The organism is Xanthomonas arboricola pv. populi (genome assembly GCF_002939945.1).
GTDB classification, from domain to species: domain Bacteria; phylum Pseudomonadota; class Gammaproteobacteria; order Xanthomonadales; family Xanthomonadaceae; genus Xanthomonas; species Xanthomonas arboricola_A.
Window position 1 is genome coordinate 186,996 of the sequence record NZ_MDEB01000006.1, and the last position, 24,340, is coordinate 211,335.

Sequence of the window (24,340 nt, forward strand, 5' to 3'; positions counted from 1 at the left end):
GCGAAACAGGAAGTGCATATGCCGGGCAGTTTCTTCAGGGAAGAAGTGTTGCGCGCACGCCGAGAAGCCTGGCTTGCGCCGGTGCGCCTTGAGGCGCCGAAGTTCGGTTGGCCATGTTTTGTCACTGCGGTTTTTCTTGTTGTCGCCATGCTTGCGTTGCTGTGCTTCGGGAGTTTCACCCGGCACGAAGCCGTCAATGGCGCATTGGTACCGGACCGTGGTGTGTTGACACTGACGCCGCTCAGCGCCGGCATGGTTTCCAAGGCGTTCGTGGTCGAGGGAGCCACGGTGCGGGCTGGTGACCCTGTTCTGGAAATTTCCGGAGAACAAGACAGCACATCGCTCGGGGACACACAGGCATTGGTCATCTCGCAGCTTGAGATAAAGCGCAGCCGTCTGAATGCAGATATGCAGGCACAAAATCAGCTGTACGCTGCCCAACAGCGCGATCTGCGTCGAAGAGTCGCCTTGCTGCAGGCGCAGATGGACAACACCGCCGAACAAATCCGGCTGCAGCGCCAGCGCGCAGACAGTGCGCTTCGTCTCTACGAACAATGGGTGAGCGCTGCAGAAAAGGGAATATTGACCAAGGTTCAATTACTGCAGCAGCAGGACATTGCAATCCAGAACCAAGGTCAACTCAAAGAGCTGCAAAAGCATGCGCTGGATCTGCGCGTGGAGCATTCTCAACTGCAATCGGAGCTGGAACAAAATCCTGCGGCCTTGGAAGGAAAGCGCAACGAAATTGCCAGGCAAATTGCCGACGTCGCTCAATCTCTTTCTGAAAGTGAGGCGCGCCGTTCCGTCGTCTTGCGCGCTCCCGCAGACGGAGTCATTGGAAACCTGTTCGTCCACGCCGGACAGCCGGTCAGCGCGCAACAGCCCCTCGTCACCCTGTTGCCCAAGAACATCACCTTGCGCGCCGAGCTCTGGGTGCCTTCCAAGGCGGTTGGATTCGTGACGCGTGGCGATCGCGTTCTTCTTCGTTATCAGGCATTTCCGTATCAGAAGTTCGGCCGCTACGCAGGCCGTGTGGTGGAGGTCTCGCGTAGCGCGGTCACTTCAAAAGAGTTGTCATCGCTGCTGGGGCAACAGATAGAGGAGGCTCGCTATCGTGTCGTCGTTGAACTGGGAACGCAGCATATTGTAGCCAACGGAAGGAAAGAGCTGCTGCGTCCGGGCATGGTACTGGATGCCGACATACTTCTGGAGAAGCGCAAACTGATCGAATGGATGTTTGAACCCGTCTACGAAATGACGGCGCGTTTCTTGGATGACTCGGCCAAGAAACGCGCATGATCGACACCGCATCCGTCCACCAGTTATTGTCGAACCGCGCGCAGATCGTCCCGGTGATGCAGACAGAGGCGGCCGAATGCGGTCTTGCCTGCCTGGTCATGGTCGCCGGATATCACGGCGACAGAATCGATCTCGCTCAGGTCCGGCGGCGGTTCAATATCTCGCTAAGAGGCGTGCGGCTTGAGCGGCTGGTACAGATCGGTCGCGCCATGGGCCTGGATGTCCGGGCAATGCGAGCCGAGCCTGACTATCTGCAAGACCTGAAACAACCATGCATCCTGCATTGGGATATGTCGCACTTCGTCGTCCTTGAGCGCGTCGCGCGAGGTATTGCGCTACTCCACGACCCTGCGCGAGGGACGCTGCGGTTACCGATGTCCGAGGTCGGAAAACATTTCACTGGCGTCTTGCTGGAATTGCACCCCGGCGCAGACTTCCGGCCTTCCGTTGAGGCGCCACGGGTGTCCTTGCGGTCCCTGACCGGGCGTATTTTTGGCCTCAGGCGCGGATTGCTGCAGATCTTCGGCCTGGCATTGGCGATCGAGGTGCTTGCGCTGCTTTTGCCTTTCCAGATGCAGTGGGTTATCGACCATGTGCTGGTCTCAGCGGATATGCAGCTGCTCAAGATACTGACCATTGCCTTCTTGCTCACTGTCGTTTTCCAGACCATCTTGACAGTCGCGCGGAGCTGGATCGTCAGTTGGCTCGGCGCATCATTGAATACGCAATGGATCACCAACCTGTTTGGCCATCTGATGCGGCTTCCACTCGAGTACTTCGAGAAGCGGCATATGGGCGATGTGTTGTCGCGCTTTTCTTCATTGAAATCGATTCAGACGACATTGACCGGCAGTTTTGTGGAGGCGATGCTCAATGGGCTGACGGGATGCCTGGCTGTGGTGATTCTGATGGCCTATAGCCCGCCACTCACAGGCCTGGTGCTGGCTGCTTTCGCTCTGTATCTGGGCTTGCGTCTGGCGTTCTACCGACTGCAGTTCGTGATCAGCCGCGATCAGTTGGCATACGCGGCACGTCAGCAGAGCGAGCTGATGGAGTCGGTGCGGGGCATTCAGGCGATCAAGCTGGCCAATAAGCAGGGGCTGCGCCAGGGAAGATTGTTCAGTGCCACAGCACAGAGCGTGCGTCTGGAAATGCAGACACAACGTTTTGGTCTTGCATTCAATGCGCTCAATCAGGGGCTGTTCGGAACGCAGAGAGTGTTTCTCATCGCCATCGGCGGTTACTTGGCATTGAATGGAACATTGTCGGCAGGCATGCTTGTTGCCTTCCTGGCATACGCGGATCTTTTCACCAGCAGGGCTTCAGGCTTGGTCGATAAGTTCATCGAGCTCAAGATGCTGCGTCTGCATGCCGAGCGGATCGCCGATATCGCCACGACTGCGCCGGAGCTGGATGAAATCTCCAGCTATAGCGGCCCGGAGCCCGCTCCCGAGATTCGGGTCAAGGGACTGAGTTTCCGCTATTCGGACGACGATCCATGGGTCATACGCAATCTCGATCTGCGTATCGAAGCGGGTGAGTCAGTTGCCATCGTGGGCCCCAGCGGCTGTGGCAAGTCCACATTCGCCAAGTTGTTGCTGGGCCTGATCGAGCCGACCGAGGGCACCATTGAGGTCGGTGGGGTCGATATCCGCAAATTCGGATTGGAAAACTACAGGGCCATGGTGTCGGCAGTCATGCAGGATGACCAGCTGTTTGCCGGATCGCTGGCCGACAACATTGCATTCTTTGATCCGGATTCGAGTATTGAGCGGATCGCCAGCGCCGCGCAGCTGGCGGCAATTCATGACGATATCGCCAGGATGCCAATGGGGTACGAATCTCTTGTCGGCGACATGGGTTCGATCCTGTCGGGTGGTCAACGTCAGCGCGTCATCCTGGCGCGTGCTCTGTATCGGCAGCCGAAGATCCTTGTACTGGACGAGGCCACCAGTCATCTGGATTCCAATAGAGATCAAGTGGTCAACGCGCATATCAGGGCGATGAAAATGACCCGGATCATCATCGCGCACCGGCAGGAAACGATCGCATCTGCCGACCGCAGGATATCGCTTGTCGCCGAATCGCGTGACAAGCAGGCGGCCAGTCATGGCGCCGAGAGACTTGAGGCCAGTGATGGCGTCGAGAAGCGCGCCGGCAATCTCGCCGGCGAACTACCCTGAAGCAGCCAAGGAGTAAGTAATGGAAAACTTTGAACTCATGGAAAACTCACGTCCCGTCGCTCAACGCTTCGCACGTGAGATGACTCAGGAAGAAGTCAGTGCTGTGTCCTGCGGTGGTGCGGGCGATACGTTGATCATCATCATTGTCGAGGCCGTCGACACCGAAACGATCGTCATCGTCAGCTAAGTGTCCCCCGGCATGGCGACATGCAGATGTCGCCATGCTCCTGTCGCGCCTTGGAATGTGTTGCGTCTATGGACGAAAATATCAGAAATGTGTTGATCGTCGCTCCGCGCAGCGACACGCATGCGTCCACGATTGCTGCGATGATCGCCGCATCGGGACACGCTGTGAGCCTGTTGGATACGGGGCAGTGGCCGTGTGGTCTCGACAGGTCTCTGCTGTATGGGCCGCAAGGCGTGAGCGTTGTTCGAGATGGCGTTCCGATTGTCTACGATGCGGCCTGGAGCCGCCGTTTGTTGTTCAATAAGTCGGCGCCTGCGCATGTCCACGATCAGGACATAAAATTCATCAGGACCGAGGGATTGCTGTTCGATCTGGGGGCAGTGGCCCTGCTCGCCGCGCGGCATGGCGTGAAGCGCTGGGTCAATGCGCCGCTGGTTGCACTCGCCGCCGATCAGAAGCCGCTGCAACTCGCCGCGGCAGTGGCCAGCGGTCTGTTGGTGCCGGAGACCTTAATCAGCCACCGTCCCGACGATATTCATGCCTTTCGTCGAAAACATGCCGACGGTGTCGTCGTCAAGCCGTTCAATGTCGGCGCATGGGCGGATGGTGAGAACTACAGCGTCTCCTACGCGACACGCATTTCTCCGCAAGAGCAGCTGGCGGATGCGGATCTGCGCGCATGTCCGACAACATATCAGCAGGTTGTCAATCATCAAGGCGACCTACGGGTGGTCTGCATGGGAGGCGAGTACTTCTGCATGCAGATGCGTCATTCCCTGGTGGGTGAGATCGACTATCGCGCTATCAGGCATAAGACAACCATCCACTACGAGTGGGTATCGTTGTATCCCGGTTTGCAGGCGAAGCTGGATCTGCTTCGATCGGCATTGGGTATCGATTTCTTCTGCGCGGATTTTGTCGTCCCCATTGCTGGAGGTGAGCCGGTATTTCTGGAGCTCAATCCGGGTGGACAGTTTCTCTATCTGGACGACAAGTCGCCCGGGGTGGACATCGCGGGTAAGTTTTGTTCGTTCCTCGTTTACGGGCAAACCAGCAGGTATCAGGAATTTTTACGCCAGGAAAAAAAATCCATGGCTGGTCAGGGCGAGGTGGGGGTCGAGAGCGTTCCGGAATCGGGAGTTGCGTGTTCATGAAAGCGATGATGCTAGGAGTGCTGTTGTGGCAGCTGGCGACAAGCGGACATGCTGTTGCCGGAGCGGGACAGAATCCGCAGCCGGACCATCAACCTATGAATGTCGCCTACCGTGAACAATTGCTGGCATTGGCCGATGCCGATCAGCAGATCCGCGAGCAGATCCGCGGTGCCTTCACGGCGCAACAACTGCAGGCCAATCAAGGCGCAGCGAAGGAAATGGCAATGCGTCTGGTCGCGTCGCAACGGGAAAATCAGGTGGCGCTCTCTGCATTGATCGAGAAATTCGGCTTCCCCGATGTCGCATCTGTCGGCGAAGACGGTGCGCACGCCGGTTTTCTGGTCGCGCAACACTCCACTGACCGCAAGTTTCGCGATGACTTCCTGAAGAACATCGAGGTTGCAGCGGCGCGCGGGTCTTATAGCGCCGCGGACCTGGCATTGTTCGTGGATCGCAATCTGATCATGTCGGGCAAACCGCAGCGTTATGGCACCCAGCGCAAGGCGGATGGCAGCCTGTTCGATCTGGAAGATCCTGCGCGGCTGGCGCAGAGGAGGGCAGAGGTCGGTTTGCCTGACGAACAGGGAGGTTCCGGTGGTCTTTGAACCATGAGCGACCTCCAAGTGTGCTGCGGGGGCTGCTGGTCAACGCATGGGTGGCTGCGAGTGCGTGCTTGGATCGGAGACATTCTTTCTGAGTGGCCGGGCTGGACTTTTCCAGGCCGACCAGCTTGAAAGCAAATCGATGCATGCTGCCTCGGTTCGGGTAGCGCCTGGCATGTTGGCTGGTCGTTCTGATGCTGGGTATGTCGTGCTTCGCTTCGATCTCGGCATCGGACGTGGGTGACCTGGGCGCGCACGGTACGGATGTCGCCAGCGCATGGCATCGCCTGTGCAGGTGCCAGGCCTTGGTTCCGCTAGGCGACGGCTTCCGGTCTCAGGTGCATACGTCTCACCGGGTGTTTTTGCTCATTCCTGGGTCTGCAAGTCTTTTGCACTGCAGTATTTGCGCAGTCGTCGACACCATGCGTTCTTGTCTGTAATTCAGGCTTTTCAGCACCTGCATGTCGCGAGCGGCGCGATCTTCAACGTGCCGCCACTTTGTAACGCGACGCATATCACGCTCTACGGTCATCATCATGTTCGCCTATCGCAGCGATCATAACTAACGACTTCTCACGCTTCGGTTCGCTGGCCATGATTCAGCTCCCTCAAACGAGCTGACGCCATGCGCCCTGGATCCCTCATGGTGCTAGCCCTGCTAGCCCCGACGCTGATCGCCCCGCCGGTCTTCGCCCAATCCGTCCTGACCCGCGACAACGGCGCCAAGGTCGGCGACAACCAGAATTCTCAGACTGCCGGCGCCACCGGCCCGGCCCTGCTGCAAGACGTGCAACTGATCCAGAAGCTGCAGCGCTTCGATCGCGAGCGCATCCCCGAGCGCGTGGTGCATGCGCGCGGCACCGGCGTCAAAGGCGAGTTCACCGCCACCGCCGATCTGTCCAGCCTGACCAAGGCCAAGGTGTTCAGTGCCGGCGAAAAGACTCCGGTATTCGTGCGCTTTTCCTCGGTGGTGCACGGCAACCACTCGCCGGAAACGTTGCGCGACCCGCACGGCTTCGCCACCAAGTTCTACACCAGCGACGGCAACTGGGATCTGGTCGGCAACAACTTCCCCACCTTCTTCATCCGCGATGCGATCAAGTTCCCCGACATGGTCCATGCGTTCAAGCCGGACCCGCGCACAAACCTGGACGACGATTCGCGCCGCTTCGATTTTTTCTCGCACGTGCCCGAAAGCACCCGCACGCTGACGCTGTTGTACTCCAATGAAGGCACGCCGGCCGGCTACCGCTTCATGGACGGCAATGGTGTGCATGCCTACAAGCTGGTCAATGCCCAGGGCGAAGTGCATTACGTCAAGTTCCACTGGAAGACGCTGCAGGGCATCAAGAACCTCGATCCCAAGCAGGTCGCTGCCGTCCAGGCCAAGGACTACAGCCACCTGACCAACGATCTGGTCGGTGCGATCAAGAAGGGCGACTACCCGAAGTGGGACCTGTACGTGCAGGTGCTCAAGCCGGAAGACCTGGCCAAGTTCGATTTCGATCCGCTGGATGCCACCAAGATCTGGCCGGACGTGCCGGAGCAGAAGGTCGGCCAGATGGTGTTGAACAAGAACGTCGATAACTTCTTCCAGGAAACCGAGCAGGTCGCGATGGCGCCGGCCAACCTGGTGCCGGGCATCGAGCCGTCGGAAGACCGCCTGCTGCAGGGGCGCATCTTCTCCTACGCCGACACCCAGCTGTATCGCATCGGTGCCAACGGCCTGAACCTGCCGGTCAACCGTCCGCGTGTGGCCGTCAACAATGGCAACCAGGATGGCGAAGGCAACAACGGCCACACCACCAGCGGCGTGAATTACGAGCCGAGCCGCCTGGAGCCGCGTCCGCAGGACACGGCCGCGCGTTATAGCGCGTTGCCGCTGTCGGGGACCACCCAGCAGGCCAAGATCGCCCGCGAGCAGAACTTCAAGCAGGCCGGTGAGTTGTATCGGTCCTACAGCAAGAAGGATCGCGCCGATCTGGTGCAGAGTTTCGGCGAGTCGCTGGCCACCACCGATACCGAGAGCAAGCACATCCTGCTGTCGTTCCTGTACAAGGCCGACCCCGAATACGGCACCGGCGTGACCCGTGTCGCCAAGGGCGACCTGGCCCGCGTCAAGCAGCTGGCCTCCAGCCTGCAGGACTGATCCACCCACGGCATCGCGGCCTGTGCCGCGGTGCCGTTTTCGCTATCGGGAGAGCCATATGCGCACCCTGCTGTTTCTGATGCTTGGCACCTTGTCTGCAGCTGCCAACGCTGCCTCGCCCGCGCCGATGTCCACCAGCGCCACGACTGCCGCGGCCGACCCGGCGCAGATCAAGCTGCAGTTGCGCGAGTACTTCTTCGACGCGGCACGCGAGGGGCGGCAGGACATGCTGGCCGAGTTCATCCGCTCGCACTACGACCTCAATACCCGCGACGAGAAGGGCTACACCGCGCTGATCCTGGCGGCCTATCACGGCCAGCGCCCCGCAGTGGAGCAGTTGCTCAGCGCCGGTGCCGACCCCTGCACGCAGGACAAGCGCGGCAATACCGCGCTGATGGGCGCAATCTTCAAGGGCGAGCTGGGCATCGCCAAGCGCCTGATGCAGGCCGACTGCGCGCCTGACCAGCGCAACAACGCCGGTCAGACCGCCGCGATGTACGCAGCGCTGTTCCAGCGCAGCGACGTGCTCAAGGATCTGGCCGCCAAGGGCGCGGACCTCAGCCTCAAGGACGGGCAGGGCAACGATGTGACCAAGTTGCAACGCGGCGAGTTCGCGACTGCTCCGGCGCGCTGAGCGCACGCACCAGTCATCCCTGGCGCGCCGGGCGTCAGCACCCACCTCGCGTAGGCGCTCTTCGGCCAGCGCCAGACCTGCCGCCGGTGCGAGCCATTGGCGGTGCTTGCCCGGCAGGTGCGCGCCGTGCCCAGCCGCCAGCCGCCTGCAGACTGTCTGCGCGCCTCGCGCTCGGCCGTCCTCAACGCGCTGTGCGCGATTGCGGGGCCAGGTCCGTGACAGTGGCCGTTAGGTAAATCGAGGATCGCCATCGCCTGAGTCCCGAACTCCTGTACCCCGAGCTTCGGCGGCCTGGCTCGCAGCAAGCATCGCGTGCGCGCTTACGCGACTGACAGGTACTGGCGACCACCAGCTCCGCTATGACCGCCGACGCGGCTTGGGGACCAACCGTTGCGCACCCTACATGGTTGTTCCTGGATCGATCGGTCGCCTGCCGACAAGCCCGATCCGCCTCCGCCGCCCACCGAAAAAGTGCAGCCACCGCGCCGCCGGTTTTCTGCCGCAGGCGCGTTGGATCTCTGGCGGAAGTGGTGATTTTTGTGCCACCGCGTCAGGAGTCTCCTGACGTTGAAATGCTTGTGCGCCAAGGGTTTGACAGAAGTCTGAGCGCGCGGTGACTTGCTTAAAATCTGTTCGGGAAAACCGCAAAAAACAGTTCAAGAAAGCGCTGCGAACGCCGATGCTTCCGCTATCGCACACTGGAACCCCCGGACCATGAAGCTCGATCCCTCCATCCCTTTCCTGATGTCCCTGCTGGCCATGGTGCTGTGCACCGCCACTGCCGTGGTCGCCCTGGTGTTCGGTCAGGTACACGTGCTGGCCACGTCGTGGAGCTTCTACACCGTGCTGGGCACCGCCCTGATCACCTTGGCCGCCTCGTATCACGCCCTCGGCAAGCCGCTGAGCGCCGAAGAGCGCGTGGGCCTGCGTAACCCGTAACCGCAGATCCCGTCCAGGCGCAGTGCGCTACGCCAGCACTGGACAAAACACGCTCCGCTCGCCACCGATGATGGACCGCATTCGCTCGGCATAGGCGAACGCCGCAAGACACTGCGCATCCTGCAGCGATGCCGCCCGGTGAAGCGCGTACCCGGCGAGCGAGGGCAGCGAAAACAGCGTCAGCGCGATGTTGTTCGCCCCTTCCGACGGCAGAAATAGCCGTGATGGTGGCCGACCAAGCGCGCCACCAGTGCAATCCATAAATGCGCGTCATGCCCGAATTGGGACGGTTGATACGGGCCGATCGCCTGGCGCAGCGAATAGGCGATCCTGCCGCGGGCTCAGGCAGGTTAACGCCGCAGGGCGCCATGCCGCGCTGCGGCAGATTCATCCACGCCCGTGTAAGCTGTTGATCCTGCTCCGCATTCCGATGGCTGCCCGCTGCGGCCACATGTCGATGACCGCCTCCGCCGATCGCTACGCCGCCTCCCTGCGCCTGTCCGTCGCCCCGATGATGGACTGGACCGACCGCCATTGCCGGGTCTTCCATCGCCTGCTGGCACCCTCGGCGCGGCTATATACCGAGATGGTGCACGCCAATGCGGTGATCCATGGCGATCGCGCGCGGCTGATCGGCTTCGATGCGGTCGAACACCCGCTGGCGCTGCAACTGGGCGGCAGCGAGCCGGCGCTGCTTGCGCAGGCCGCAGCGATCGCGCACGAGTGGGGTTATGACGAGATCAACCTCAATTGCGGTTGCCCGTCCGATCGGGTGCAGGCCGGGCGCTTCGGTGCCTGTCTGATGCGCGAGCCGGCGCTGGTCGCCGAGTGTGTCGCCGCGATGTCTGCGGCGACCACGTTGCCGATCACGGTCAAATGCCGCCTCGGCGTGGATGACGATGACGACTACGCCGTGTTCGCCAGCTTCGTCGACCAGGTGGTCGCGGCCGGCGCGGCCATGGTGGTGGTGCATGCCCGCAACGCATGGCTCAAAGGCTTGTCCCCCAAGGAAAACCGCGAAGTACCGCCGCTGCGTTACGACTGGGCGTATCGCCTCAAGCAGGAGCGCCCCGCGTTGCCGGTGGTACTCAATGGCGGAATTGCGGCGGTGGAGACCGCAATGGAGCATCTGCAACAGGCCGACGGCGTCATGCTCGGCCGCGCCGCTTACCACGACCCCTACGTGCTGCATCGCCTGGATGCGGCCCTGAATCAGCGTGCGGAGCGGCCGCGCGACCAATTGCTGCGTGCCTTGCGGCCCTACGTCGAGTCCCAACTGGCACGCGGCCTGGCGCTGAAGCACATGACCCGGCACGTGTTGGGGTTGTTCCATGGGCAGCCGGGCGGCCGCGCGTTCCGGCAGGTGTTGAGCGAAGGCGCACACCGGCCCGGTGCCGGTTGGGATCTGGTCGAGCAGGCCTTGCAGCGCACCGACACCCAGGCCTGGCGCGTGGTGGCCTGAACTGGCCTTCGGCTTGCTTTACCTGAACCGCCATATCCGATGCCTGCACCTGACAGCGGTGCCGCCTGCCAGGCGCGACTGCGAAATCCAGCGTTGAGTGGCTTTTCCACGCAGTCCTGGGGTTCATTTCACTGAACAGCGTTAACACAAAGCTAAAAAGTTCAGATGGGATTCACCCCGCAAAATCAAGAATTTGGGTCTATTCTCGGGCTCGACCAGCTGTGATCGGTTGGCCGGTTTCACGAATTTTGAATGTTCCTGAACAACCCGCTAGGATTGATTGTGACCCAGCCGTTCTGCCGCGCTCGCTATGTCGTTCTGGTTGCCCTCGGGGTAGCCATGGCAGCGCCGTCGGCGTGGTGTCAGGAATACCCGATGTCGCATGCGGGACGCGAGGCGTTGCCGCCGTCCGCGCGCGGCAACGGGCGCACGCTCTCTGACACCATCCGGCAGGTTCAGCGGTCTACCGGTGGACAGATTCTCAGCGCCGAACGCGTGCCGTTTGACGGGGGCAATCTCAACCGGGTCAAGTACATGAAGGATGGCCGCGTGCACACCGTGTACGAGTCCGAGCAGATGCAGGCCGCGCCGCCGCGTAGCCAGGCTCCGCCAGAAGCGCCACCACGCGACGATAACCACTAGACGTAGATAGTTCTGCGTTCAGTCTTATAAATTCCCCGGCCATTGGCCGACAACGTAACTAGGGAGAGTGCATGCGTATCCTTTTGGTCGAAGACGAAGCTCCGCTGCGCGAGACCCTTGCCGCGCGCCTGAAGCGCGAAGGCTTTGCTGTCGACGCTGCACAAGACGGCGAAGAAGGTCTGTACATGGGCCGCGAAGTCCCGTTCGATGTCGGCATCATCGACCTTGGCCTGCCCAAGATGTCTGGCATGGAGCTGATCAAGGCGTTGCGCGACGAGGGCAAGAAATTCCCGGTGCTGATCCTGACCGCGCGTTCGAGCTGGCAGGACAAGGTCGAAGGCCTCAAGCAGGGTGCCGACGATTACCTGGTCAAGCCGTTTCATGTCGAAGAGCTGCTGGCGCGCGTCAATGCGCTGCTGCGGCGCGCGGCGGGCTGGAGCAAGCCGACGCTGGAATGTGGCCCGGTCGCTCTGGATCTGGCAGCGCAGACGGTCAGCGTCAATGGCGCCAACGTGGATCTGACCAGTTACGAGTACAAGGTGCTCGAATACCTGATGATGCATGCCGGCGAACTGGTCTCCAAGGCCGATCTGACCGAGCACATCTATCAGCAGGATTTCGATCGCGATTCGAACGTGCTGGAAGTGTTCATCGGCCGCCTGCGCAAGAAGCTCGATCCCGACGGCGAGCTCAAGCCGATCGAGACCGTCCGCGGTCGTGGCTATCGTTTCGCCATTCCGCGTACCGAAGGCTGAATCCGCGCCTCGGCAAACAGGAAGATCAGGTGGCGGGTCGCTCCAAGTGGTATAGACGCTGGCGGCCGCGCTCCCTGCAGGCCCGTCAGCTGTTGGCTGCCAGCCTCAGTCTGGTGGCCTTCCTTGCGCTTGCGGGCTATGCGCTGGACGTGGCGTTTGCCGACACTGCCGAAAAGAATCTGCGAGAGCGGTTGAAGAACTACGCCTCTGCGTACGCCGCCAATATCGATTTCGTCCGCGACGGCTCGCTGTATATCGGCGGACAGCCACCGGACCCACGCTTCGATGTGCCCGGCGGCGGGCTGTACGTGGAAGTCGTGCGCCCGGACGAAAGCTGGACCTCGATGTCGGCCGAAGGCCCGAACATTCCGCACGGGCGCATGCTCGAGCCCCGCCAGGAAGAATTCATCGGCCCGCTGGAGATGACCCAGATCGACGGCAGCGTGGGCCAGTTGTACCGCTACGGCCTGGGCGTGAGTTACGTCGAGCGCGAACACGGCGGCGAGATTCCGTACACCATCTATGTGATGGAAGATGCGCGCTCGATGGGCGCGCAGCTGCGCGTGTTTCGTAGTGCGGTGTGGTTCTATCTCGGCAGTGCCGGTGTGGTACTGCTGGTGCTGCAGGCCTTCATCCTGCAGTGGAGCCTGCGTCCGCTGCGGCGGGTGATCAATGAGCTATCCAAGGTGCAGCGCGGCGAGATCCAGCGCATGAGCGAGCAGCATCCGCGCGAACTGGAGCCGCTGACCGAAAGCATCAATGCCTTCATCGAGAGCGAGCGCGACAATCTGGACCGCCAGCGCAATACGCTGGCCGACCTGGCACATAGCCTCAAGACGCCGATCGCGGTGTTGCGCACCCAGCTCGATAGCGGTCAGTCCGAGCGCGATCTGCACGAGGAAATGGATGTGCAGTTGCGCCGCATGAATGATCTGGTGTCCTACCAGCTCGCGCGCGCTGCCTCCAGCGGGCACAAGCTGTTTGCCGCACCGCTGCCGATCGAGTCGACCGCCGAAGAGATCGTACGCGGACTGGAGAAGGTCTATTCGGTCAAGGGCGTGTTGTGCGAGTTCGATATTTCGCCCGACGCGCGTTTTCATGGTGAGCCGGGCGATCTGCAGGAACTGCTGGGCAATCTGCTTGAAAACGGCTTCAAGTGGGCGCGCAGCCGCGTGCTGCTGACCGCACAGCCCGGTCCCACCACCGGCAGCCGTCGCGCCGGATTGATCCTGTCGGTGGAAGACGACGGCCCCGGCATCGCGCCGGAAGATGTCGCCAAGATCCTGCAGCGTGGCGTGCGTGGCGACGAGCGCGTGCAAGGCCACGGCATCGGTATGTCGATTGTGCAGGATCTGATCAAGGCCTACCGCGGCGAGCTGCAGGTGGTGCGTTCGCAGGAACTGGGCGGCGCCCGCTTCGATGTGACCCTGCCGCCGGGACTGTGACCGGCATGCGTCGCCGAATGAACCCGTGGTCAACGTCGCAGTGCACTCCGACAACCGTTTAACGCCCCGCGCGTTGGCTTGACCATACTGGGTCGCTTGCAGGCCGTTGCGATGGAGAGCTGCATGTTCGAGCGCAATGCACAGACACGTTGGCTGAGCGCACATCCAGTGGCTACGCCCCGCCATCACCGATGGCAGCTGATGTGGCTGCTGGCGTGCTGTGCCTTCGCCATGTCGTGCAGTGCTGCCAATTCAGCACTGACGCCGGCACAGACGCGCTGGCTGCAGCGCGCGACCTACGGCGTGGGCGCCGACAGCGCAGCGCAGCTGCAGCGGCTCGGTCCCAAGCGCTACGGCAGGTTGCTGCTGCAAGCCGGCGACGATGCGGCATTGCCAGCGCCGATCCGTGCACAATTGCGGCAATTCGATGCATTGCACACGCCGTTGCTGACTTTGCTGACGCAGTACGAGGCCGACAAGATTCGCCTGCAAGGCATGCCCGATGGCGAAGAAAAGACGGCATTGCGCAAAGCGTGGCAGGCGCGTGGCGGGCAGATGCTGACCCAGGCGCGTCAGGCGCAGCTGCTGCGTGCGGTGTATGCGCCGGAGCAGGTGCATGAGCAGCTGGTGTGGTTCTGGCTCAATCATTTCAGTGTGTACGCCGACAAGGGGCGGGTGAAATGGATGGCGGCCGATTACATGGAAAACGCGATCCGCCCGCATGCCACCGGCAAGTTCGCCGACCTGGTGCTGGCGACGCTGGAAAGCCCGGCGATGCTGGAATATCTGGACAACGCCAAGAACGCCAAAGGCAAGGTCAACGAAAATTACGCGCGCGAATTGATGGAGTTGCATACGCTGGGCGTGCACGGCGGTTACAGCCAGCAGGATGTGCAGCAACTGGCGCTGATACTCACCGGTGCCGGCCTGGTGCCGGTCAAGGCCGGGGGCGCTCCGCCCTTGCCGATTGCTGCGCCGGGGCAGCCGCCGGTGGTGCGCAGGGGGCTGTTCGAATTCGATCCTGCGCGCCATCAACCCGGCGACAAGACCTTGCTGGACCAGCGCATCGCCGCGGGCGGCCTGGATGAGATCGAGCGTGCGGTGCAGCTGTTGGTGCGGCAACCGGCGTGCGCGCGGTTCGTGTCGCAGCGCCTGGCCGAGTACTTTGTCAGCGATAAGCCGCCGGCCGCGCTGGTCGAGCGCATGGCGAACACGTTTCAACGCAGCGATGGCGATATCGCCATGGTCATGCGGGCCATGCTGGACTCAGCGGAATTTACGCAGGCGCAACCGCGCAAGTTCAAGGATCCGAACCGGTTCGTGGTGTCGGCGATGCGGCTGGCCTACGAAGGCCAGCCGGTGGTCAATGCCGCGCCGATGGCGAGCTGGCTGCAGCAACTCGGCGAGCCGCTGTTCGGGCGCATCACCCCCGATGGGTGGTCGCTGCAATCGCAGGCATGGACCAGCTCCGGGCAACTGGCGCGCCGCTTCGAGGTGGCGCGTGCGCTGGGTGGCGGACCCAAGCAATTGTTCCGCTTCGATGGCGATAACGACACACCACTTCCGGCGCTGACGCAGATCGACACGCGCCTATCGTATCGCTGGGTTGCGCCGTCGCTTTCCAATGGCACGCGTGATGCTCTAGGGCAGGCGCGTTCGCCTGCGGAATGGAATGGATTCCTGCTGTCATCGCCGGACTTCAACTATCGCTGATTCGAGGGTCGCCGATTCGACGGCTGCCGATTCAACACCCGCTGTTTCGACAATCGACCAGCGATCATCGCCACGGGAGTGCGCCATGCAACGCCGTCAATTTCTGCTTGCCTCTGCAGCGGCCGCAAGTCTGCCCTGGAGCGGTCGCTTGTTTGCCGCTCCGCGCGACAGTGCGCGCATGCTGGTGGTGTTTCTGCGTGGCGGCTACGACAGCAACAATCTGCTGGTGCCGCATGCCAGCGATTTTTATTATCAGGCGCGTCCGACTCTGGCGATTGCACGGCCGGATGCGGCCAATCCGAACAGTGCCGTTGCGTTGGATACGCAATGGGGCCTCAACCCGGTAATGCGCGATGCGCTGCTGCCGCTATGGCAACGCCGGCAGCTGGCGTTCGTACCGTTTGCCGGTACCGACGATCTGTCGCGCAGTCACTTCGAAACCCAGGACGATATCGAATCCGGGCAGGCCGGCCGGCAGCGCCGCGATTATCGTTCCGGCTTCATGGCGCGCCTGTCGGGTGTGCTCAGCGGGGTGCCGGCGATTGCCTTCACCGATTCCTTGCCGCTGACCTTTCAGGGCGGCGGCGACTTGCCCAATGTGTCGTTGCGGGGCATCGGCAAGGGCGGTCTGGATGCGCGTCAGGCGCAGATCCTGTCGCAGATGTACGAGGCAACGCCGCTGGCGGCGGCCGCGCGCGAGGGGCTGGCACTGCGTCAGCAGGTCACCACGCAGCTACGCGAAGAGATGGAGCAGGCCGGTCGCGGCGCCGCCAGTGCGCGCACCTTCGCCGACGAAACCCGGCGCATGGCGAGCCTGATGCGCGAGCGTTATCGGTTGGGATTTGTCGATGTCGGCGGCTGGGACACGCACGCCAATCAGGGCAGTGTCGAAGGTGGCCTGGCGAACAATCTGCGTAACCTGGGCGAAGGACTGGCGGCGTACGCCGACGCCCTGGGGCCGGCATGGAAGGACACCGTGGTGGTGGTGCTGTCCGAGTTCGGCCGCACCTTCCGCGAGAATGGCAGCAAGGGCACCGATCACGGGCACGGCACCACCTACTGGGTGCTGGGCGGCAGCGTGCGCGGCGGCCGGATCGCGGGCGAGCAGGTCGCCGTTGCGCAGGCGCAGCTGCTGCAGAACCGCGATTATCCGGTGCTCACCAATTACCGCAGCCTGTTCGGCGGTGTACTGAGTCGGTTGTGGGGATTGTCGCCTGCGCAGCTGGAACGTGTGTTTCCCGGGGCCAGGCCGCGCGATCTCGGGCTGGTCTGAGTGCGTGGCAATGCGCTGGCGATCCTGGTCCGTCTCGCGTGCCGTCGTGCGTGGCATCGCGCATTGTTGCGGTCAGTCGGTTGGAACGCATGCGGTCGACGCACGCGTCAGCGTTGCATGACGACACTCGCAACTCATGCAGGCATGTCACCACACCGTCAACGCTGTGCTGAAGACGCAAACGGCGAAGGGCCATAAAAACGCGTCAGCTGCGCAGCGACATCCGGCATGACGCGCGCCAGCAGCTGCGGTGCGGAGAAGTGGTACTCGCTCACGACCGCGAAGAATTCCTCCGGTGCCTCGGCGGCATACGGGTCGATCTCGGTGTCTTCGCCGGCATCGACGCGTTGGCAGAACGCATCGAATGCGCGCTGAAAATCGCGTGCCCAGGCGCGCTGCGCATCGCGCGGCAGCGGCGGGGTGCCGTCGAGCACGCCATCCAGTGCATCGAGCTTGTGCGCCATCTCATGCACGATCACGTTGAAGCCGGCCTGCGGGTCGTCCAGGTCGGCCTGCACGTCGGCCCAGCTGACGATCAGCGGGCCTTGCTCCCAGGCCTCGCCGATCAGGGCGTCGTCCCAGGCGTGCATCACCCCGGCCGCATCCATGTGCGTGCGCTGCACGCGGAACGCATCCGGGTAGACGATCAGCTGCGACCAGCCACGCCAGCCGGTCGCGCCGATGTTCAGCAGCGGCAGGCAGCAGGTGGCAGCCAGCAGGACGCAATCGTGCGGTTGCAGCTGCAGCCCGTCGACCGGAGAAATGGTTTTTTGCTGCAGGAACTGCGCGGTCAAGGCACGCAGACGTTGCTGGCGGGGCGGGTCGAGCGCAGCGATCCAGCCGCAGCGGCGGAAAACCGGCAGCCATAACGCATCGGGAATGTCGAGCGGCGGCCGGCGCAGCCGGCGCAACAACCACTGGATCAGCGGAACATGCCCGGCAGGAAGCTATGCCAGCGCGGCATCGTGCGCATGCGTGGGAACAGTCCGTCGCCCTCGCTGCCACCGCCGCCTGTGGCCGGTGCCGGCTTGTGTGCGGGAGCGCGTGCCGGGGCTGCCGAATCGCCGTTGGGGGTTCTGCCGCGTGCCGCCGAGTTGCTGCTGACGCAGCTCTCATGATCGCCATCGGCCAGCTGGTCCGATGCCAGCGCGGCAAGCGGAGCCAACAACAGGAGCAGGCAAACCGTGATTCGGCGCATCGTCCACATCCAGGGCAAGCGGCGTGAGTCGCCGATCATAACGTGCTTTTCACTCCCTCACGCAAGCCAGGCTGGGCGGGTGCGGGCGCTTGGCGCATACTTTCACGGATCGATTTGGGGACCTTGCCGTGGATGACCGCGCCTTGCTGGCCAAACTTGCGAGTGGCCGGCTATCCGGCGATGCGCTGGCGCGCGATGCCGGGCTGACCCGTGCGGCGGTGTGGAAGCGCATCCAGAATCTGCGCGCGGCCGGGGTCGAGATCGAAGGGCGGGCCGGGGACGGCTACCGCCTGGCAGCGCCGCTGGACCTGCTGGACGACGCGCGCATTCGTGCGGCGATGTCGGCCGATGCGCTGGCAGGCCTGGCTGCCCTGGAGGTCGCCTGGACGCTGGAATCCACCAATACCAGCTTGCTGGCGCGCCCGGCGCCGGAGCAGGGCGTGGCGGTACTGCTGGCCGAGCGGCAGACCGGCGGGCGCGGCCGGCGTGGGCGTCAATGGACCTCGCCACTGGGGGCGCACATCTATCTGTCGGCCTCGCGCCGTTTCAGCGGCGGGCTGGGCCAGTTGGCCGGGCTGAGCCTGGCCGTGGGTGTGGCGGTGGCCGAGGCCTTGCGTGATTGCGGCTTTGCCGATGTCGGACTGAAGTGGCCCAACGACCTGCTGGCGCGCGAGCGCAAGCTGGGCGGCCTGCTGATCGAAGGCGGCGGCGAAATGGCCGGCAATGCGCGTGCGGTGATCGGGCTGGGTTTGAACGTGCATATGCCGGCTGCGGCCGCTGCTGCGATCGACCAACCGTGGGTGGATCTGGATACGCTGGCCGGCCACACGGTGTCGCGCGATACCGTGGTGGCTGCGGTGTTGTCCGCGCTGCTGCCGGCGCTGGCGCTGTTCGAGGCCCAGGGCCTGGCCCCGTTCTTGAGCCGCTATGCGGCCTTGGACGTGTTGAGCGGCCGCGCGGTGCAGGTTGAAGAGGCCGGCACCCGGCATCGTGGCGTTGCGCTTGGCCTGGCGGCCGACGGTGCGTTGCGGGTGCAACTGGGCGAGACGGTGCGGCTGTTCCACTCCGGAGAAGTGAGCGTGAGACCTGCATGAGCGAGTGGTTGTTCGACCTGGGGAATTCCCGGTTCAAGTACGCGCCGCTGCATGGCGACCGCGCCGGCGACGTGCAGGCCTGGCCGCACGGCGCCGAGGCGATGGATGCGGCCGCATTGTCGGCGTTGCCCACCGGGCGCATCGCGCACGTGGCCAGCGTGGCTGCGCCGGCGTTGACGCAGCGCATGCTCGGCTGCCTGCGCGAGCGCTTCGAACAGGTGCGCATCGTACGGACCACGGCCGAATGCGCCGGCATCCGCATCGCCTACGCAGACCCGAGCCGCTTCGGGGTGGATCGCTTCCTGGCGCTGCTGGGCGCACGCGGCGACGCACCGGTGCTGGTGGCCGGCGTGGGTACCGCATTGACCATCGATGTGCTGGGCGCCGATGGGCGGCACCACGGCGGACGGATCGCCGCCTCGCCGACCACCATGCGCGAAGCGCTGCATGCGCGCGCGGTGCAGTTGCCGGCCAGTGGCGGGACCTATGTCGAGCTGGCCGACGACACCGACGACGCGCTGGCCTCCGGTTGCGATGGCGCCGCGGTGGCGCTGATCGAGCGCAGCCTGCAGCACGCGCAGCGCAGTCTGGGCATGCCGGTGCGGCTGCTGGTGCACGGGGGCGGCGCGCCGCCGCTGCTGCCGTTGTTGCCCGATGCCAGCTTCCGCGCCGCGCTGGTGCTGGATGGGCTGGCGACCTGGGCGAGGTCTGCGTTGGCGCCTTGAACGGCGAGCCACGCGATCGCATGGCCACGCGGCGGGCGCGGCAGGGAGACGGAATCGGTCGGCAGCGCTCGTACACTGCGCCCACTGCCTGGCGTTGGCACGGAGTCGACGAACGCTCGCCCGTTGTGACTGACCCCTTTTAGAATCCATTGCATGTATGTACGCGCACTCATCGTTGTCCTGATCGTCCTCAATGCCGGTGTGGCGTTGTGGTGGGCGTTGCAGCCGGCACCGGCAGCGGTGGCTGCACCGCCGCAGCCGGCCGGTGTGGCGCGGCTGGAAGTGCTGCCGAGCACTGCGGAAGCAGCGGCGCCCGCGGTGTCAGGCGAGGCAGGCACGGCCGCGGCCGCTCCGGGTGCCGCGCCGACCGCACCATCGGAGGCCCCGGTCGCGCCTGAGACATCGACGACACCAGCGGCAGCGTCTTCTTCGACTGCTGCGGCCGCCACGAAGGGGGCCGCCACGTCGCAATCATCGGCACAGGTTCCATCGCCGGCCAAGGTTGCTCCGGCACTGGCCGACGTTGCAGCGGCAGCGGCGATCAAGCCATCGCCAGCGGTGCCCGCTCCCGCCGCTGCACCGGAGCGCTGCGCCAGCCTGGGGCCGTATCCTGCACGCGCCGATGCCGATGCGGCGCTGGCGCGCCTGCGTGGTCAGGCCACGCGCACCAGCGTGCGCGAGGACAAGGACGCCGGGGTCAGTACGTTCCGGGTGATGCTGCCCAACGTCGGCGATCATGCAGCGGCGCAGGCGGTGGTCAAGCGCATTGCCGCCGCCGGCATGGGCGACTATTACCTGATCGCCCAGGGCGAGGACAACACCATCGCGCTGGGGCAGTACCAGAGTCGCGAGCGTGCCGAGCGACGTCAGGCCAGCCTGGTCGGCGCGGGGTTTCCGGCGCAGTTGCTGCCCAGCGGCACCGGGCAATCGCGCTGGTGGATCGATGTGCGCAGCACGGCCGCGATCGGTGCATTGCAGGACACCGCAGGTGCAACGCGTCAGCGGTCGCTAGATTGCGCCGCGCTGCGCTAGAATGCGCACCGGCGTGCAACGCGCCTGCCTTTGCCGGCATAGCTCAGTTGGTAGAGCAACCGCCTTGTAAGCGGTAGGTCCCCAGTTCGAATCCGGGTGCCGGCACCATGGAGGTCTTTTCACAATCCCCGCAAAGTCCGAATCGCCCGGAAACGTCCATGCAGCAAAGGTTTTACAGGGCTGGTGAAAAACGTGGGCGCCCGGTATCGCAACGGTTTGTCACTACTCACTCCCCAAAAATTCCCCATGCGATGCGGCCATGGCCAGCCGCAGCTACTCGAATAGGCGAGGGCAGTGCTTGGGCCGGGGCCTACCTCGATCTGTCTGAGAAGGTTCTTAGCAAGGCTGCTGCAGGCGACGCGTTGACGCCTGGCGGACTGCTCGGAGAGCCATTGCAAGTGCAGTCTGCGCAATGACACCGAGCAGTCAGTGCTGTGCTGACTGCCCGGTGCTGTGGGTGGTAGAGGTTAGAGACTTACCGCGCTCTACTTCCTATTGCCTATAGACCGTGCAGACGCGCGCCTCACCTGCGCTGACGCAAGCTATGCGAGTAACTCCCCCGGCACCGATGTTGTTCATGCTTGCGCCCAACGCGCCCATGTAGCCAGCCATGCCTTCTAAATTATCTCCACCTGCACTGGTCCACTCACCTTGAACCTGATTGATGTTGTCAGGAATTAGCTGGCCACCAGGAGTTCTGGCACTGCCGTTGATGTATTCGCCGTTTGTTGCATCCAGGGAGATTTTAAAATCAATTGTGCTGCCGTCGGCCATGACAAGACGAAAGGTCACACCCGCTTGCTGCTTAAGCCCCAGCGGTGAAGCAGCGACTGCGAGCAAGTCGGCCAAGGCGGTGGCTAGGTTAGTTCCGACTACCGTGCTATAGACGCCATTGCTCGCTACGGCAGACGCGAGCATTGAACGCAAGTTGAAGTCGCCCAGAACATCGATAGCAGTTTTGGACTGTGCGGATGGAACATTCACGATTCCAACTGGCACATTGATGATTGGCTTGAGCGTATAACCGCCAGACACGAAGACGCGGTGTGCCCGGTCGAGTTCAGTTACCGCTTGCGGGCTCGTCGCAACTCGCACCGGAGGCTGTGCTGCGGTACGCGTCGCGAGTGGCTTTTTTGGGTCAACGCGCCAAGGATCAGTCCCAGTGTCCTGCTTGGGAACCTGCCACGTCTGAATTGTGTTGTCGAAAAGGTTATAGACGTTGTGTGTACCTTGTCCCTGGACAAGAGCTTGTTCTCGGAACTCAAGATCTGACGCACAGGTGTCGCATCGAATATTGGCGGCATTAGCGTTTGGTGGCATTGAATACAAACCGCCCACAACTAAAGCCAAGCCTAGGAACTGCTTTAGCACTTGCACTCTCCATGTTGGTAGGAGCGTGCAATATCTCCATTAAAATTTGTTGGAATTCGCTTCAGGTCACACTTTTATAATGGTTAGGGCTATTCCTACGCCGACTTGCGGGTCTGTCTGACTACAGACAACGATCAAGGCGAATCTATCGTCGGTCGGACATCCCCCAATTTTGAGTGGCGTCCCAGTTTGGAGTCCAATTCCCTACCCGAAGGAGATTGGACGTGAAGAAACGTTTTACTGACGAGCAGGTCATCGGCTTTCTGCGTGAGGCCGAAAGCGGCGTGGCGATCAAAGACCTATGTCGGCGCCATGGCTTCAGTGAGGCCTCGTACTACCTATGGCGCAGCAAATTCGGCGGGATGAGCGTGCCCGATGCCAAGCGGCTCAAGGAGCTGGAGTCCGAGAACGCGCGGCTGAAGAAGTTGCTGGCCAAGCAGCTGTTCGAAAAACGACCTGATCAAGGATGCGCTGCGAAAAAAGTGGTGAGCGCACCGGCGCGTCGTGCGCTGATGCGCGAGTGGATTGGGTGCGGTGCCAGCGAGCGCCGGGCCTTGGCGGCGATCGGGATGAGTGCCAGCGCGCTGCGCTATTGCCCGCGCGAAGATCGCAACGTTGAGCTGCGCGAGCGCATTGTTGCGTTGGCGCATCGCCATCGCCATCGCCGTTATGGCGTGGGCATGATCTATCTCAAACTGCGACAGGAAGGACGCCTCGTGAACTACAAGCGGTTGGAGCGGCTGTACCGCGAGCAGCAGTTGCAGGTCCGGCGCCGCAAGCGCAAAAAGGTGTCGGTGGGCGAGTGTCAGCCGCTGTTGCGGCCGGCGCAGGCCAACCAGGTGTGGTCGATTGACTTCGTGTTCGACCGCACCGCGGACGGTCGGGTGATCAAGTGTCTGGTCATCGTGGACGACGCCACGCACGAAGCGGTCGCCATCGACTTGGAGCGCGCGATCTCCTGGCAGGGGGTGACGCGCGTGCTGGATCGGCTCGCGCACAGTCGCGGTTTGCCGCAGGTGATCCGAACCGAGCGCGAAGCCTGCCCTTGGGGCACAACGGCAAGGAGTTTTGCGGCAAGGCTGATGGTCGCCTGGGCGCATGCCCGTGGTGTGCAGCTACGTCTCATCCAGCCCGGCAAGCCAAACCAGAACGCCTACGTCGAATCGTTCAACGGCCGGCTACGCGACGAATGCCTCAACGAACACTGGTTCCCCACGCTGCTGCATGCACGCACCGAGATCGAACGCTGGCGACGCGAATACAACGAGAAGCGACCCAAAAAAGCGATCGGCGGCATGACACCGGCTGCTTATGCCCAACATTTGGCCAACACCGATATCATTACCCCCCGGACTCTAAATCCGGCCGCTACTAAGGGCGGAGGGACGTCGACGTACAGCAGATCAGGCCGGGCGACCGGCCGATAGCAGTTCCAGTGCGGCCTTGTCGGCGTCGGCGTGGGTGGCGTCGTCGCGCAGGCGCTCGGCCAGTGCTGCAACGACGATGGCGTGGGCCTGGCGGAGCACGCTGTCCGCATCGGCGCTGGCGTCCACGACGTGCTTCCCCGGCAGCTGCAGCTGGGCAAAGATGCTGCGGCAGCGTTCCAGGTTGTCCTGGGTCTCGAAGTGATTGGGCGCATCGCCGCGGGCGCGGATACGCGCCAGGCCGGTGGGCGGGGGCAGGTCGAGCAGCAGCAGCACGTCCGGGCGCGGCGCGAAGGCGTTGCGTTCCAGTAGATCGTCCAGCGGCAGGCCTGCGGCGCCCTGGTAGGCGACCATCGAGGGGAAATAGCGGTCCAGGATCACGATGTCGCCGCGCGCCAGCGCCGGTGCGATCAGGGTGTCCACGTGCTCGTGGCGGTCGCGGATCAGCAGCTCGGCTTCTTCGTCCGCGCGGAGGCGGCCGGTGGCGGCGGACTGGCGCAGCTGGGTGCCCCAGGGGCCATTGGTTGGCTCCTTGCTGAGCACGACGCGCGCGCCGGCCGCTTCCAGCGTGGTGGCCAGGCTGCGGGCCAGGGTGGTCTTGCCGGCGCCGTCGATGCCTTCGATCGCGATCAGCAGACCGCCGGGCTTCAGTTCGATTGTCATCGCGCTACTTTATCCGATCGTGGTGCTGGATCAGTACGTGGCATCGGCATGGAAGTCGCCCTGCAGCTGCCGATCCCGCCGCATCGGGTCTCCGCTGCGCATCACCGATGGCGGCGCGCTGCCATCGGTGATGCATGGGCGAGACCGCTTGACGACCGGCCTGTCAAAGACATCGCCGGGCGCGCACAACAACCGCATCACGGCCGCTGGTTGCAGGCGCGGCTGGCTGCCTGCCGCCGGCGCTATTGCTTATGCCGTATGACCGGTATGTCCTGCGCGATGTCGGGAACGTCCCGATGTCCAGGCTTCCGGTCGCGCGCCATACTGAACAAGTCAGGCAAGGCGCTCGAATGTACGACGTTCGCGTCGCGTGTCTGGCATCAAGGAAGATGGACG

22 protein-coding genes and 1 tRNA gene are annotated in these 24,340 nt (G+C 63.2%); 19 read left to right on the forward strand and 4 right to left on the reverse strand.

Annotated elements, in window-relative coordinates; all coding sequences use genetic code 11:
* Positions 1–18: 18 nt before the first annotated feature.
* From XaplCFBP3123_RS16135 to XaplCFBP3123_RS16205, 14 genes are all read left to right on the forward strand, one after another.
* A complete protein-coding gene (locus XaplCFBP3123_RS16135) occupies positions 19–1,299 on the forward strand; it encodes an HlyD family efflux transporter periplasmic adaptor subunit (protein ID WP_104534947.1) in 1,281 nt (426 codons plus the stop codon).
* Positions 1,296–3,482, forward strand: a complete 2,187-nt coding sequence (locus XaplCFBP3123_RS16140) for a peptidase domain-containing ABC transporter (RefSeq protein ID WP_104534948.1) — start codon at positions 1,296–1,298, stop codon at positions 3,480–3,482. Before XaplCFBP3123_RS16135 ends, XaplCFBP3123_RS16140 begins: the two co-directional genes overlap by 4 nt.
* A 19-nt stretch (positions 3,483–3,501) precedes the next feature.
* A complete protein-coding gene (locus tag XaplCFBP3123_RS21530) occupies positions 3,502–3,669 on the forward strand; it encodes a hypothetical protein (protein ID WP_172453315.1) in 168 nt (55 codons plus the stop codon).
* Between the two features lie 20 nt (positions 3,670–3,689).
* Complete coding sequence (locus tag XaplCFBP3123_RS16145; RefSeq protein WP_343125493.1) at positions 3,690–4,823, forward strand: ATP-grasp domain-containing protein; 1,134 nt, start codon at positions 3,690–3,692, stop codon at positions 4,821–4,823.
* Positions 4,820–5,428: a DUF6624 domain-containing protein gene (locus tag XaplCFBP3123_RS16150; protein WP_104534949.1), complete on the forward strand. Its 609-nt coding sequence runs from the start codon at positions 4,820–4,822 to the stop codon at positions 5,426–5,428. Before XaplCFBP3123_RS16145 ends, XaplCFBP3123_RS16150 begins: the two co-directional genes overlap by 4 nt.
* Positions 5,429–6,068: 640 nt before the next feature.
* The gene (gene katB / locus XaplCFBP3123_RS16155; protein WP_172453316.1) at positions 6,069–7,574 is read left to right on the forward strand and encodes a catalase KatB; all 1,506 of its coding nucleotides are present in this window, start codon (positions 6,069–6,071) and stop codon (positions 7,572–7,574) included.
* Positions 7,575–7,632: 58 nt separating this feature from the next.
* Complete coding sequence (locus XaplCFBP3123_RS16160; protein WP_104534951.1) at positions 7,633–8,208, forward strand: ankyrin repeat domain-containing protein; 576 nt, start codon at positions 7,633–7,635, stop codon at positions 8,206–8,208.
* A 714-nt stretch (positions 8,209–8,922) separates the two neighbouring features.
* Positions 8,923–9,147: a hypothetical protein gene (locus XaplCFBP3123_RS16170; protein WP_172453317.1), complete on the forward strand. Its 225-nt coding sequence runs from the start codon at positions 8,923–8,925 to the stop codon at positions 9,145–9,147.
* A gap of 457 nt (positions 9,148–9,604) precedes the next feature.
* Positions 9,605–10,609, forward strand: coding sequence for a tRNA dihydrouridine(20/20a) synthase DusA (gene dusA / locus XaplCFBP3123_RS16180; protein ID WP_104535040.1), 1,005 nt, complete (start codon positions 9,605–9,607; stop codon positions 10,607–10,609).
* Between the two features lie 276 nt (positions 10,610–10,885).
* Positions 10,886–11,251: a hypothetical protein gene (locus XaplCFBP3123_RS16185; RefSeq protein WP_172453328.1), complete on the forward strand. Its 366-nt coding sequence runs from the start codon at positions 10,886–10,888 to the stop codon at positions 11,249–11,251.
* Positions 11,252–11,322: 71 nt separating this feature from the next.
* Positions 11,323–12,006 (forward strand): response regulator transcription factor, encoded by a 684-nt coding sequence (locus tag XaplCFBP3123_RS16190; RefSeq protein WP_002808458.1) that lies wholly within the window; start codon positions 11,323–11,325, stop codon positions 12,004–12,006.
* Between the two features lie 74 nt (positions 12,007–12,080).
* Positions 12,081–13,451, forward strand: a complete 1,371-nt coding sequence (locus XaplCFBP3123_RS16195; RefSeq protein ID WP_172453329.1) for an ATP-binding protein — start codon at positions 12,081–12,083, stop codon at positions 13,449–13,451.
* A 123-nt stretch (positions 13,452–13,574) separates the two neighbouring features.
* Positions 13,575–15,164 carry a DUF1800 domain-containing protein gene (locus XaplCFBP3123_RS16200; protein ID WP_172453318.1) on the forward strand — a complete coding sequence of 530 codons (1,590 nt, stop codon included), beginning with the start codon at positions 13,575–13,577 and terminating at the stop codon, positions 15,162–15,164.
* Between the two features lie 85 nt (positions 15,165–15,249).
* Positions 15,250–16,437 carry a DUF1501 domain-containing protein gene (locus XaplCFBP3123_RS16205; RefSeq protein WP_104534954.1) on the forward strand — a complete coding sequence of 396 codons (1,188 nt, stop codon included), beginning with the start codon at positions 15,250–15,252 and terminating at the stop codon, positions 16,435–16,437.
* A gap of 158 nt (positions 16,438–16,595) precedes the next feature.
* Here XaplCFBP3123_RS16205 and XaplCFBP3123_RS16210 read toward each other — a convergent pair whose 3' ends face one another.
* Positions 16,596–17,351, reverse strand: a complete 756-nt coding sequence (locus tag XaplCFBP3123_RS16210; RefSeq protein WP_104534955.1) for a zinc-dependent peptidase — start codon at positions 17,349–17,351, stop codon at positions 16,596–16,598.
* A gap of 8 nt (positions 17,352–17,359) precedes the next feature.
* Positions 17,360–17,674: a hypothetical protein gene (locus XaplCFBP3123_RS16215; RefSeq protein ID WP_104534956.1), complete on the reverse strand. Its 315-nt coding sequence runs from the start codon at positions 17,672–17,674 to the stop codon at positions 17,360–17,362.
* A 50-nt stretch (positions 17,675–17,724) separates the two neighbouring features.
* Between XaplCFBP3123_RS16215 and birA the strand changes: the two genes are divergently transcribed.
* The 4 genes from birA to XaplCFBP3123_RS16235 all read left to right on the forward strand — a co-directional run bounded on the left by birA (position 17,725) and on the right by XaplCFBP3123_RS16235 (position 20,594).
* Positions 17,725–18,729, forward strand: coding sequence for a bifunctional biotin--[acetyl-CoA-carboxylase] ligase/biotin operon repressor BirA (birA, locus tag XaplCFBP3123_RS16220; protein ID WP_343125494.1), 1,005 nt, complete (start codon positions 17,725–17,727; stop codon positions 18,727–18,729).
* On the forward strand, positions 18,726–19,454 hold the full coding sequence (locus tag XaplCFBP3123_RS16225) for a type III pantothenate kinase (protein ID WP_104534958.1): 729 nt from the start codon (positions 18,726–18,728) through the stop codon (positions 19,452–19,454). Before birA ends, XaplCFBP3123_RS16225 begins: the two co-directional genes overlap by 4 nt.
* A gap of 153 nt (positions 19,455–19,607) precedes the next feature.
* A complete protein-coding gene (locus XaplCFBP3123_RS16230; RefSeq protein WP_104534959.1) occupies positions 19,608–20,486 on the forward strand; it encodes an SPOR domain-containing protein in 879 nt (292 codons plus the stop codon).
* A 32-nt stretch (positions 20,487–20,518) separates the two neighbouring features.
* Positions 20,519–20,594, forward strand: a tRNA-Thr gene (locus tag XaplCFBP3123_RS16235).
* A 384-nt stretch (positions 20,595–20,978) separates the two neighbouring features.
* Here XaplCFBP3123_RS16235 and XaplCFBP3123_RS21280 read toward each other — a convergent pair.
* Positions 20,979–21,857: a hypothetical protein gene (locus XaplCFBP3123_RS21280; RefSeq protein WP_146091366.1), complete on the reverse strand. Its 879-nt coding sequence runs from the start codon at positions 21,855–21,857 to the stop codon at positions 20,979–20,981.
* Between the two features lie 224 nt (positions 21,858–22,081).
* Between XaplCFBP3123_RS21280 and XaplCFBP3123_RS16240 the strand changes: the two genes are divergently transcribed.
* A complete protein-coding gene (locus XaplCFBP3123_RS16240) occupies positions 22,082–23,284 on the forward strand; it encodes an IS3 family transposase (RefSeq protein WP_429001634.1) in 1,203 nt (400 codons plus the stop codon).
* Here the strand turns inward: XaplCFBP3123_RS16240 and tmk are convergent.
* The gene (gene tmk, locus XaplCFBP3123_RS16245; RefSeq protein ID WP_104534960.1) at positions 23,261–23,944 is read right to left on the reverse strand and encodes a dTMP kinase; all 684 of its coding nucleotides are present in this window, start codon (positions 23,942–23,944) and stop codon (positions 23,261–23,263) included. The genes XaplCFBP3123_RS16240 and tmk overlap by 24 nt on opposite strands.
* Positions 23,945–24,340: the final 396 nt, after the last annotated feature.

What these genes read in the sequence shown, in the direction of transcription:
- XaplCFBP3123_RS16190 (WP_002808458.1), top strand. Translation starts at nt 11,323, where the DNA reads ATGCGTATCCTTTTGGTCGAAGACGAAGCTCCGCTGCGCGAGACCCTT.
- XaplCFBP3123_RS16215 (WP_104534956.1), bottom strand. Translation starts at nt 17,674, where the DNA reads ATGATCGGCGACTCACGCCGCTTGCCCTGGATGTGGACGATGCGCCGA.
- XaplCFBP3123_RS16225 (WP_104534958.1), top strand. Translation starts at nt 18,726, where the DNA reads ATGAGCGAGTGGTTGTTCGACCTGGGGAATTCCCGGTTCAAGTACGCG.
- XaplCFBP3123_RS16140 (WP_104534948.1), top strand. Translation starts at nt 1,296, where the DNA reads ATGATCGACACCGCATCCGTCCACCAGTTATTGTCGAACCGCGCGCAG.
- XaplCFBP3123_RS16170 (WP_172453317.1), top strand. Translation starts at nt 8,923, where the DNA reads ATGAAGCTCGATCCCTCCATCCCTTTCCTGATGTCCCTGCTGGCCATG.
- katB (WP_172453316.1), top strand. Translation starts at nt 6,069, where the DNA reads ATGGTGCTAGCCCTGCTAGCCCCGACGCTGATCGCCCCGCCGGTCTTC.
- tmk (WP_104534960.1), bottom strand. Translation starts at nt 23,944, where the DNA reads ATGACAATCGAACTGAAGCCCGGCGGTCTGCTGATCGCGATCGAAGGC.
- XaplCFBP3123_RS16150 (WP_104534949.1), top strand. Translation starts at nt 4,820, where the DNA reads ATGAAAGCGATGATGCTAGGAGTGCTGTTGTGGCAGCTGGCGACAAGC.
- XaplCFBP3123_RS16160 (WP_104534951.1), top strand. Translation starts at nt 7,633, where the DNA reads ATGCGCACCCTGCTGTTTCTGATGCTTGGCACCTTGTCTGCAGCTGCC.
- XaplCFBP3123_RS16200 (WP_172453318.1), top strand. Translation starts at nt 13,575, where the DNA reads ATGTTCGAGCGCAATGCACAGACACGTTGGCTGAGCGCACATCCAGTG.
- dusA (WP_104535040.1), top strand. Translation starts at nt 9,605, where the DNA reads ATGACCGCCTCCGCCGATCGCTACGCCGCCTCCCTGCGCCTGTCCGTC.
- XaplCFBP3123_RS16205 (WP_104534954.1), top strand. Translation starts at nt 15,250, where the DNA reads ATGCAACGCCGTCAATTTCTGCTTGCCTCTGCAGCGGCCGCAAGTCTG.
- XaplCFBP3123_RS16135 (WP_104534947.1), top strand. Translation starts at nt 19, where the DNA reads ATGCCGGGCAGTTTCTTCAGGGAAGAAGTGTTGCGCGCACGCCGAGAA.
- XaplCFBP3123_RS16145 (WP_343125493.1), top strand. Translation starts at nt 3,690, where the DNA reads ATGCAGATGTCGCCATGCTCCTGTCGCGCCTTGGAATGTGTTGCGTCT.
- XaplCFBP3123_RS21530 (WP_172453315.1), top strand. Translation starts at nt 3,502, where the DNA reads ATGGAAAACTTTGAACTCATGGAAAACTCACGTCCCGTCGCTCAACGC.
- XaplCFBP3123_RS16230 (WP_104534959.1), top strand. Translation starts at nt 19,608, where the DNA reads ATGTATGTACGCGCACTCATCGTTGTCCTGATCGTCCTCAATGCCGGT.